At 71.1% G+C, this 10,795-nt stretch carries 6 protein-coding genes and 1 riboswitch; of the genes, 4 read left to right on the top strand and 2 right to left on the bottom strand.

Annotated features, from left to right (window positions below; translation table 11 throughout):
* Position 1 precedes the first annotated feature (1 nt).
* Entirely contained in the window at positions 2 to 1,126 is a 1,125-nt protein-coding gene (locus BMY07_RS19020) for a hypothetical protein (RefSeq protein ID WP_092780157.1), read from the bottom strand.
* A 41-nt stretch (positions 1,127 to 1,167) separates the two neighbouring features.
* A riboswitch (cobalamin riboswitch) is annotated at positions 1,168 to 1,286 on the top strand.
* 48 nt (positions 1,287 to 1,334) lie between these two features.
* Between BMY07_RS19020 and cobN the strand changes: the two genes are divergently transcribed.
* The 4 genes from cobN to BMY07_RS19000 all read left to right on the top strand — a co-directional run bounded on the left by cobN (position 1,335) and on the right by BMY07_RS19000 (position 9,477).
* On the top strand, positions 1,335 to 4,922 hold the full coding sequence (cobN, locus tag BMY07_RS19015; protein WP_092780155.1) for a cobaltochelatase subunit CobN: 3,588 nt from the start codon (positions 1,335 to 1,337) through the stop codon (positions 4,920 to 4,922).
* An 833-nt stretch (positions 4,923 to 5,755) separates the two neighbouring features.
* Positions 5,756 to 6,259: a hemerythrin domain-containing protein gene (locus tag BMY07_RS19010; protein WP_092780153.1), complete on the top strand. Its 504-nt coding sequence runs from the start codon at positions 5,756 to 5,758 to the stop codon at positions 6,257 to 6,259.
* A 30-nt stretch (positions 6,260 to 6,289) separates the two neighbouring features.
* Positions 6,290 to 6,829: a DoxX family protein gene (locus tag BMY07_RS19005; protein ID WP_092780151.1), complete on the top strand. Its 540-nt coding sequence runs from the start codon at positions 6,290 to 6,292 to the stop codon at positions 6,827 to 6,829.
* Between the two features lie 74 nt (positions 6,830 to 6,903).
* Entirely contained in the window at positions 6,904 to 9,477 is a 2,574-nt protein-coding gene (locus tag BMY07_RS19000) for a bifunctional FO biosynthesis protein CofGH (protein ID WP_425426326.1), read from the top strand.
* A gap of 395 nt (positions 9,478 to 9,872) precedes the next feature.
* On the opposite strand, the gene BMY07_RS18995 is transcribed toward BMY07_RS19000, so the two are convergent.
* On the bottom strand, positions 9,873 to 10,772 hold the full coding sequence (locus BMY07_RS18995) for an ROK family protein (RefSeq protein ID WP_092780149.1): 900 nt from the start codon (positions 10,770 to 10,772) through the stop codon (positions 9,873 to 9,875).
* Positions 10,773 to 10,795: the final 23 nt, after the last annotated feature.

Raw genomic sequence — 10,795 nt, 5'->3', positions numbered from 1 at the left:
GTTAGCCCTGCCTTCCTCGGGCGACCGCCTCAGTCACCCGCTCGCCGGGGATCACCCGGCCGTCGACGAGATAGCCGTCCGTTGTCGCCACCACATCGAGCACGTCCCCCGCGGGCCGCCCACACCGACGCGCACACCCCGCCCAGTGCACCGCCCGCCCCGGGACCGTCACAGCCAGCGCCGCCGCCCGAACATCCGCCAGCGCCTTGTGACAATGCGGCCGCCCCGCACACGCCGTCACCCCGATCCCAGCCGCCGCCGGGTCGGTGATCAACCCGATCTCAGGCAGCTCACCGCGCACCACAACCCCACGCCACGGAGTGATGACCACATCACCAAGCGCCCACGCCTGATCCGCGCTCAACCGCCCCAACGGCACGGCAGCACCAACACCACGCCCACCATCAGCGAACACGACCGCCCCGACCGGTCCTGCGGTGGGTGGTGTGCCCGGGATCACCCGATCAGGGCTCGCCGCGAAGCCGGCCGCGGTGTCAACGAGCGCGGCCGGGATGACCCCTGTGTCCGGTAGTTCGGCGATCCGCCACTGCTCGTCCCGGACCAGCAGGAATGCCTTCGCGCAGGCGATCATCGCTGGGACGACCTGGTCGCGTGTCAAGCGGATGCCGTGGTCGGTGCCGCCGATCAGCAGGGGCACGCGGTCGCCGACCGGTAGGGCCGCGAGGTCCGCGCGTGACCACGCCACGTCACCGGCGCCGCTGTCCAGGGCGAACAGGAAGCGTCCCGGCAGGGCGGCCAGGTCACTCTCCGCGCACACCGCCGCGTCCAGCTCGGCCACCAGGTCACCGGGGCCCAGCGGGGACGCCATGATGTTGCGCACTTTCTCGTGGGTCCGCGACGGCAGCAGCCCGATGGCCGCCAGTTCCGCGCCCAGTTCCTGCTCGGCGCCCTCGGCCAGCCCGCGCAGCTGCAGGTTCGCCCGCGACGTCAGCTCCAGGGCGCCGTCACCCAGGTCGGCGGCCAGATCGGCCAGCCGGTGCAGCTGGTCGGCGCGCAGTCGCCCACCCGGGACCCGGACCCGCGCCAGGCCGCCGTCGGCCGCCCGGTGCACGTCGAGCGCGCCGGGGCAGGCGTCGGCGCCCGTTCGGCGCTGGGAGGAAGGCACCTGCCGAATATAGGGTGAGGTCCAAGCAGCGATGGCATGTGGAGGAAGCCGGTGAGACTCCGGCGCGGTCCCGCCACTGTCACCGGGGAGCGGACCCTGAACACGCCACGGCACCAGCCGGAAGGCCAGGGCGAGCACTGATCCGGGAGCCAGGACACTCCGGCCGTCGCCACCCACGACCCGGGGCGAGGACCCCAGGAAGGGCCTCATGATCCTGCTCTTGTCGACCTCGGACACCGATCTGCTCTCCGCGCGCGCCAGCGGCGCCGAGTACCGGCTGGCCAACCCGGCCCGGCTGCACCTCGACGACCTGCCCGGGCTGCTGGAGGGCGCCGACATCGTCGTCGTCCGGCTGCTGGGCGGGCGCCGGGCGTGGGAGGAAGGCCTGGACTCGCTGCTCGCCGGGCCGCGGCCGGTGGTCGTCCTGGGTGGTGAGCAGGCGCCGGACGCGGAGCTGATGGAGCTGTCCACGGTGCCCGGCGGGGTCGTCGCCGAGGCCCACCGCTACCTCGCGTTCGGCGGCCCGGACAACCTCCGTGAGCTTGTTCACTTCCTGTCCGACACGATCCTGCTCACCGGCACCGGGTTCGCCGCGCCGGTCGACCTGGCGCCGTGGGGTCACCTGGAGCGCGAGGCCCGCCGGACCGAGGGGCCTCGCGTCGGCGTCCTCTACTACCGCGCGCACCACCTGGCCGGGAACACCGCGTTCATCGCCGCCCTCGCTGACGCTGTCGAGGACGCCGGAGCGGTAGCGGTACCGGTGTACTGCGCGTCGTTGCGTACCGCGCCGCAGGAGCTGCTGTCGGTTCTAGGCACGCTCGACGCTCTTATCGTCACCGTGCTCGCCGCCGGAGGGACGCTGCCCGCTGCCGCTAGCGCTGGCGGGGACGACGGCGCGTGGGACGTGGGCGCGCTCGCTGACCTGGACATCCCGATCCTGCAGGGTCTAGCGCTGACCTCCGACCGGGCGACCTGGGAGGAGAGTGACGACGGCCTGTCGCCGTTGGACACCGCGACCCAGGTAGCGGTACCGGAGTTCGACGGCCGTCTGATCACTGTGCCGTTCTCGTTCAAGGAGCAGGACCGCGACGGGCTCTCGGTATACGTACCGAACCCTGAGAGGGCTGCCCGGGTCGCTGGCATCGCGGTCAAGCACGCCGTACTGCGTCACACCCCGCCCGCCGAGCGCAAGATCGCGCTGATGCTGTCGGCGTACCCGACGAAGCACTCTCGCATCGGTAACGCTGTCGGCCTCGACTCGCCGGTTAGCGCTATCCGCCTACTGGACGCACTACGCGCCGCGGGCTACGACCTGGGCCCCGAGGACGCGCTGCCGGGTGTGGCCAACGGCGACGGTGACGCGCTCATCCACGCGCTGATCGAGGCGGGCGGCCAGGACCCGAACTGGTTGACCGAGAAGCAGCTGACCGGCAACCCGGTGCGCATCTCCGCCGCCGAGTACCGCGCCTACTTCGACACCCTGCCCGAGGACCTGCGCGCCTCGATGGAGCAGCACTGGGGTCCCGCGCCGGGCGAGCTGTTCGTCGACCGCTCCGCCGACCCCGAGGGCGAGATCGTGCTGGCCGCGCTGCGCGCCGGGAACCTGGTGCTGATGGTCCAGCCGCCGCGGGGCTTCGGCGAGAACCCGGTCGCGATCTACCACGACCCGGACCTGCCGCCGAGCCACCACTACCTCGCCGCGTACCGCTGGGTCGCGAGCACCTTCGGCGCGCACGCGATGGTCCACTTGGGAAAGCACGGCAACCTGGAGTGGTTGCCGGGCAAGAACCTCGGCCTGTCCGCGTCGTGCGGGCCGGACGCCGCGCTGGGTGATCTGCCGCTGGTGTACCCGTTCCTGGTCAACGACCCGGGCGAGGGCACGCAGGCCAAGCGGCGCGCGCACGCCACCCTCGTCGACCACCTGGTCCCGCCGATGGCCCGCGCCGAGAGCTACGGCGACATCGCCCGGCTGGAGCAGCTGCTCGACGAGCACTCCAACATCGCCGCGATGGACCCGGCGAAGCTGCCCGCCATCCGCGCGCAGATCTGGACGCTGATCCAGGCCGCGAAGCTCGACCACGACCTCGGCCTCGACGACCGCCCGCACGACGTCGAGTTCGACGACTTCCTGCTGCACGTCGACGGCTGGCTGTGCGAGATCAAGGACGTGCAGATCCGCGACGGCCTGCACACCCTCGGTGACGCCCCGGTCGGGGCCGCGCGGGTGAACTTGGTCAACTCGATGCTGCGCGCCCGCCAGATGTGGGGCGGGCAGGCCGCCGCGCTGCCGGGTCTGCGCGAGGCGCTCGGGCTGGCGGAGGACGGGTCGGAGAGCCGTACACGCGTAGACGAGATCGACGCGGTCGCGCTGTCACTGGTGCAGGCCATGGAAGACGCGGGCTGGGGTGACGCACGACAGGCCTGTGTGGACGTTCTCGGGAAGTCGAATCCCGCTGTGGAGGCGGTTCTGGGCTTCGCGGCCGAGGAGATCGTGCCGCGCCTGGCCCGCACGACCGACGAGCTCGACAACATCCTGCACGCCCTGGATGGCGGGTACGTGCCCGCGGGGCCGAGCGGATCCCCGTTGCGCGGCTTGGTGAACGTGCTGCCGACGGGGCGCAACTTCTACTCGGTCGACCCGAAGGCGATCCCGTCGCGGTTGGCGTGGGAGACGGGTTCGGCGATGGCCGAGTCGCTGCTCGCCCGGTACCGCAAGGACACGGGGGAGTGGCCGCGCTCGGTGGGGCTGTCGGTGTGGGGGACGTCCGCGATGCGCACCTCCGGCGACGACATCGCCGAGGTGTTGGCACTGCTGGGTGTTCGGCCGGTGTGGGACGAGGCCTCGCGCCGGGTCAGCTCGCTGGAGGCCATCCCGCCGGCCGAGCTGGGTCGGCCGCGCGTGGACGTGACGGTCCGCATCTCCGGCTTCTTCCGCGACGCCTTCCCGCACGTGGTCTACATGCTCGACGACGCCGTGCGCCTGGTCGCCGACCTCGACGAGTCCGATGAGGACAACTACGTCCGCGCCCACGTGCTGGCCGATTCCGACGCCGACGCCCGGACCGCGACCACCCGCATCTTCGGCTCCAAGCCGGGCGCGTACGGCGCGGGCCTGCTCCCGCTGATCGACAGCCACAACTGGCGCGACGACTCCGACCTCGCCGAGGTCTACGCCGTCTGGGGCGGCTTCGCCTACGGCCGCGACCTCGACGGCGTCGCCGCCCGCCCCGCCATGGAAGCCGCCTACCGCCGAATCAACGTAGCCGCCAAGAACGTCGACACCCGAGAACACGACATCGCCGACTCCGACGACTACTTCCAGTACCACGGCGGCATGATCGCCACGGTGCGCGCCCTCACCGGACGCGCTCCGGCGGCTTACATCGGGGACAGCACTCGGCCGGAGTCCGTGCGAACGCGGACCTTGGCCGAGGAGACGAACAGGGTCTTCCGGTCGCGTGTGGTCAATCCGCGCTGGATCGAGGCCATGCGGCGGCACGGGTACAAGGGTGCGTTCGAGTTGGCGGCCACCGTGGATTACTTGTTCGGGTATGACGCGACGACCGGCGTTGTGGCTGACTGGATGTACGACAAGTTGGCGCAAACGTATGCGTTGGATCCGGAAAACCGGAAGTTCTTGAGTGAGTCGAATCCTTGGGCGCTGCACGGGATCGCGGAGCGGTTGCTGGAGGCGGCTGAGCGGAAGATGTGGGCAGAGCCGGATCCGGAGACGTTGCGGGAGTTGCGGGAGTTGTATTTGCAGGTGGAGGGGGATATCGAGGCTGGGTCGGAGTAGCTGGGGCGGACTTGGCGGGCGGGTTGTCCACAGGGTGGTGGCTCGCTCTGCCTGTTTTGTCGGTGGTCGCCGGTAGGCTGTGTGTTGGGGGGTGCTTGGGGCGGTTTGATCTTGTGGAGTGGGGTTGTCCACAGGGGTGCTGCTCGCTCTGGGCGTTTTGTCGGTGTGCGCCGGTAAGCTGTGTATCGGGGGCTGCTGTGGCGGGTTTGATCTTGAGCTGAGGGGTGTCTGGCTCTCGGTCTCGGCTGCGCCGTCGACGGGTAGACCTCGCCTGCGGCATTGGCCTGGGCGCGAGTTTCGAGCTTTGCTCGATGCGGCGGACTTGTTTTGCGTGGGGCCCCTGCAACACCCGTGGCAGAACCACAAAGCGGGGGCCGAAAAGCAGGCCCTGCCGCGTGGACGACGCTACGGCTGCTGTCCCCCCACACAAAACAAGTCCGCCCCATCGAGCCGGCTTGGCACCAGCGACTCCGAGGAGCGTTGTTCGGCCACCGCCTGGGAGGGGCGCGTGGCTGGCCAACGTTTGTGAGGGCTGGGTGAGGGCCAACGTCGTAGAGGGGCGTGTTCAGGGCTATTGCCTGTGAAGGGGACATGAGGGCGGATGGCCGTGGCGGGCGCGTAGAGGCCAGTCGTACAGGGGGCGAGTCAAGGACCGTCGCCTGTGAGGGGTGTGCGTGGGCGGACGTCTGGGAGGGGCGCGTTGAGGACCGTCGCCTGATGGGGTGGTGTGGGGGGACGGGGTGGGGGGACGGGCCTAGCGTGGCTGGGAGGGTTGATTGGCTGCTGGTAGGGGTACTGACCGGGTGGGGGAAGACCAGGTTGGGAGGCGGGCAGTGTCCGGAGACGTCATCGAGTTGATCCTGGCTGATCACCGGCGGTTCGAGGACTTGTTCCGGCGGTTGCGGGACAACTCCGAGGACCGGGTGGGGGCGCTCAGGGACCTCGCCGAGTTGCTGGTGGCGCACGCGGAGGCCGAGGAGGGGGAGGTCTACCCGGCGCTGCGGCGGTTCCAGGACATCGATGCGCACGAAGTCGAGCACGGGGCCGAGGAGCACGCCGAGGGGCACCAGGCGCTGTTGGCGTTGATGGAGGTGGGGGATCCCGAGGCGCAGGAGTGGGACGAGAAGCTCGAGGACCTGGTCAAGGCCATCAACCACCACGTCGACGAGGAGGAGCGGACCATCCTCAACGCCGCCCGTGACACCGTGCCCGAGCAGCGGCGGGTCGAACTCGGCGAGAAGTTCGTCGAGGCCAGGGCCGCGCGCGTGTCGGCGGGGTGCGGGGACATCTCGCACGTGCGTGACCTGGTCGAGCAGACCAAGCACCGGGTCGACTGAACCAGGCACGAGACAGAGAGGGACTAGATCATGATCCTGCGCAGGCTGGCCCGTCCGATGCTCGCCGCCATCTTCATCAGCGGGGGAATCAACGCGCTGCGGTCCCCCGAGGCGCACGCCGAGGCCGCGAAACCACTGCTCGCCAAGGTCGGCGACAAGCTCCCCGAGCAGGTGCCCACCGACCCGGTGGCGCTCGTGCGCATCGACGGCGCCGTCAAGGTCGCCGCCGGGGTCGCGCTGGCGCTGGGCAAGGTGCCGCGCCTGGCCGCGCTGCTGCTCTCGGCCAGTGTGGTCCCGACCACTGTCGCCGCGCACCCGTTCTGGGAGGAGAAGGACCCGGCCGAGCGCAAGCAGCAGCTGATCCACTTCCTGAAGAACGTCGGCCTGCTCGGCGGGCTGCTGCTCGCTTCCGCCGACACGCACGGCAAACCGTCGGTCGCGTGGCGTGCCAAGCGGGCCACCCACGACCTCGGCGACTGGATCTCCGACACCAGCGACCACGTCGGATCCGCCGTCGTGAGCGCGCCGCGCAAGGCCAAGAAGGCCGTCGTCGGGGTGCTGCCCGGCTGAGTCCGGAATCACCAGGGCCGGGTTTTCGTCCATACCGGTGGATAGGTTGGACGAAGCCACTCCCTGGAGGTGCCGTGACCCTGCCCGTGCCCACCGACTCCGCGCTCCGACGTGCCCTGCGCCGGGCCCGCGACGGCGTCGCGGTGGACCAGACCGAGGCCGAGATCCTGCTGCACGCGCGGGGTGAGCACCTGGCCGACCTGTTCGCCACCGCCTCGCGGGTGCGCGACGCCGGGCTGGCCGAGGTCGGCAGGACCGGGGTGATCACCTACTCGCGCAAGGTGTTCATCCCGCTGACCCGGCTGTGCCGTGACCGGTGTCACTACTGCACCTTCGCGACTGTCCCCGGTCGGCTCCCCGCGCCGTTCCTCAGCCCCGACGAGGTGCTGGAGATCGCCAGGCAGGGCGCGGCGATGGGCTGCAAGGAAGCCCTGTTCACCCTCGGTGACCGCCCGGAGGACCGGTGGGCGGCGGCCGCGGAGTGGCTGGAGGCCGCGGGCTACCCCGACACCCTGTCGTACGTGCGGGCGATGGCGATCCGGGTGCTGGAGGAGACCGGCCTGCTGCCGCACCTCAACCCCGGCGTGCTCGGGTGGACCGACTTCCAGCGGCTCAAGCCCGTCGCGCCATCGATGGGGATGATGCTGGAGACCACGGCGGAGAGGCTGTGGTCGGAGAAGGGCGGGCCGCACTACGGGTCGCCGGACAAGGAACCCGCGGTGCGGCTGCGGGTGCTGGAGGAGGCGGGCCGCTCGGCGGTGCCGTTCACCACCGGCGTGCTGATCGGCATCGGCGAGACCCTGGCCGACCGGGTCGAGTCGCTGTTCGCGATCCGCCGGATCTCCCGGCAGTACGGCGGGATCCAGGAGACGATCATCCAGAACTTCCGGGCCAAACCGGACACCGCGATGCGCGGCATGCCCGACGCCGAGGCCGAGGAACTGGCCGCCACCGTCGCCGTCGCGCGGGTCGTGCTCGGCCCCAAGGCCCGGATCCAGGCACCGCCCAACCTCATCGGCGACGAGTTCGAGCTGTTGCTGCGCGCCGGGATCGACGACTGGGGCGGCGTCTCACCGCTGACCCCCGACCACGTCAACCCCGAGCGCCCCTGGCCGCAGATCGACACCCTCGCCGAGCGCACCGCCGCGGCCGGGTTCCGGCTCGCCGAGCGGCTGACCATCTACCCCGAGTACCTCAAGCGCGGCGAGCCCTGGCTCGACCCCCGGCTGGCCGCGCACGTCGCCGCGCTGGCCGATCCGGACACCGGGCTCGCCGTCGAGGACGCACCCGTGGTCGGGAGGCCCTGGCAGGAACCGGAAGTCGCGCTGGTCGACTCCGGGCGGACGGACCTGCACAGCACGATCGACACCACCGGCCGCACCGCGGACCGCCGCGACGACTTCGACTCCGTGTACGGCGACTGGGACTCCCTGCGGGAACTGGTCGTCCACGCCGACCGGGTCGTGGGCGGCGGGGGAGCGGTTCGACCCGAGTTCGCGACCGCGTTGCGGCACGCGGAGAAGAACCCGTCCGGTCTGTCCGATTCGGACGCCCTGGTGCTGCTGTCGGCCGGGCCGGGGGCCGAGATCGAGGCGCTGGCGTCCTTCGCGGACGCGTTGCGGCGCGAGGCCGTGGGCGACGTCGTGACCTATGTGGTCACTCGGAACATCAACTTCACCAACGTGTGCTACACCGGCTGCCGGTTCTGCGCGTTCGCCCAGCGCCGCACGGACGCCGACGCGTACACGCTGTCGCTGGAGCAGGTCGGCACCCGGGCCGAGCAGGCGTGGGCGGTCGGCGCGACCGAGGTGTGCATGCAGGGCGGCATCCACCCGGACCTGCCCGGGACGGCGTACTTCGACATCGCGGCCGAGGTCCGCAAGCGCGCGCCCGGGCTGCACGTGCACGCGTTCTCGCCGATGGAGGTCGTCAACGGTGCCACCAGGTCCAACCTGTCCATTGCGGACTGGTTGACGGCCGCCCGCGAGTCCGGTGTGGACTCGTTGCCCGGCACGGCGGCCGAGATCCTCGACGACGACGTGCGCTGGGTGCTCACCAAGGGCAAACTGCCGACCGCCGAGTGGATCGAGGTCGTGACGACCGCGCACCGACTCGGCATCCCGACCACGTCGACCATGATGTACGGCCACGTCGACACCCCAGCGCACTGGGTGGCGCACCTCAAGCTGATCGGCGCGCTGCAGGACGACACGGGCGGGTTCAGCGAGTTCGTCCTGCTGCCGTTCGTCCACACCAACGCCCCGCTCTACCTCGCGGGCATCGCCCGCCCCGGCCCCACCCACCTGGAGAACCGCGCCGTCCACGCCCTGGCCAGGATCCTGCTGCACGGCCGCATCCCCAACATCCAGACCAGCTGGGTCAAACTCGGCGATCCCGGCGTCGTCGACGTCCTGCGCGGCGGCGTCAACGACCTCGGCGGCACGCTCATGGAGGAGACCATCAGCCGGATGGCAGGCAGCGCCAACGGCAGCTACAAGACGATCGCCGACTTGGAAGCTCTGGCAGCGCTCGCGGGTCGTCCTTCGCGGCAACGGACTACTACGTATGGGGAGGTGTCGGTGGAGCGGCGCGCGGCGGCTTTGGCGGCGGATGGGGTGTGGAAGCCGAACCTGCTGCCGTTGGTGTGATCTTGGTGGGGTTGGTGGTCGGGTGGGAGTTGTCCACAGGCTGCTGCTCGCTGCGCCCGTTTTGTCCGGTGCTTTTCGGTAGGCTGTGAGGAGCGTTGTTTGGCCAACGTTGTAGAGGGCGCGTTGGGGCCAACGTCGTAGAGGGCCGGGTAAGGGCCAACGACTGTGGCGGGCACGCTGGGGCCAATGCCTGGGAGGGGCACGCTGGGGCCAACGACTGCAAGGGGCGCGTGGTTGGACCCAATATTTGGGGGCGGGTTGGGGCTGGACGCACTCGGGACAACCCGTTCCGGCGGTGCTTCGAGGCGGAGGACGCCCGTATCGATGATCGGGCGTCGGTGGTCGCCGGGTGACCGCGCCGCTGGACGAGGGCGGCGCGGTCGAGGAGGTGGGGGTTAGGACTTGGCGGCTTGCCAGCCTAGGAGGGCGGCGCCTACGCGGCCTGCGTCTTGGCCTAGGGCGGCGCGGACTACCTCTGGTTTGCGTTGGAACTGGAGGCGGTTGAGGAGTTCCTCGCGCAGCGGCGCGATGAGGGCCTCGCCCGCTTCCGCGACGCCGCCGCCGATGACGATGATGGAGGGGCCGAACAGGGTTACCGCGGCCTGGAGGGCGGTGGCCAGGGCGTCGACGGCGTCGCGCCAGACGGCGCGGGCGTCGGGGTCGGTGGAGAGCAGGCCGGCTACCCCGGCGGCGTCGGTGATGGTGCGGCCGGTGCGCTCGGCGTAGCGGCGGGCGAAGGCGGGGGCGGCGGCGAGGGTCTCCAGGCAGCCGCGGGCGCCGCAGCCGCAGGTGGCGCCGCCCGGGTCGACGATGAGGTGGCCGATCTCACCGGCGTAGCCCGAGGCGCCGAGCACGGAGCCGTCCACCTGGACCGCGGCCGCGATGCCGGTGCCGACGGGCATGAACATGGCGTCCGGCGCGCCCTTGCCCGCGCCGACGGTGAACTCGGCCAGCCCGCCCGTGCGGACGTCGTGGCGCACCAGCAGCGGCACCGACGTCGCCGCCTCCAGCTCCGCGCGCAGCGGCACGTCGTGCCAGCCCAGGTTGACCGCCGTGCGGACCAGGCCCAGCTCGTCGTCGACCACCCCCGGCACCGCCACTCCCGCGCCCACCACGTCGTGGCCCGCGCCGAGCCGGTTGACCAGCTCGGCGATCTGGCCCACGTCGGCCACCTCGCCGGTCCGCCTGGTCGGCTCGCGCAGGGTCTCGACGGCGCGCAGGTCCCGGTCGACCAGCGCGGCCTTGATCGAGGTACCTCCGACGTCCACCGCGACCACGTGCTGGTCCGCTGCCATGCGCTTCCTTCCCCTTGGGCGTC

It is taken from the genome of Actinokineospora terrae, from assembly GCF_900111175.1.
GTDB lineage: Bacteria > Actinomycetota > Actinomycetes > Mycobacteriales > Pseudonocardiaceae > Actinokineospora > Actinokineospora terrae.
The sequence above is the reverse complement of the archived record's forward strand: the minus strand, read 5'-3'. Positions and strand labels throughout refer to the sequence as shown.

Bases quoted from the DNA above. Each gene is read 5' to 3' on its own strand.
- cobN (WP_092780155.1), top strand. From the start codon at position 1,335: ATGATCCTGCTCTTGTCGACCTCGGACACCGATCTGCTCTCCGCGCGC.
- BMY07_RS19005 (WP_092780151.1), top strand. From the start codon at position 6,290: ATGATCCTGCGCAGGCTGGCCCGTCCGATGCTCGCCGCCATCTTCATC.
- BMY07_RS18995 (WP_092780149.1), bottom strand. From the start codon at position 10,772: ATGGCAGCGGACCAGCACGTGGTCGCGGTGGACGTCGGAGGTACCTCG.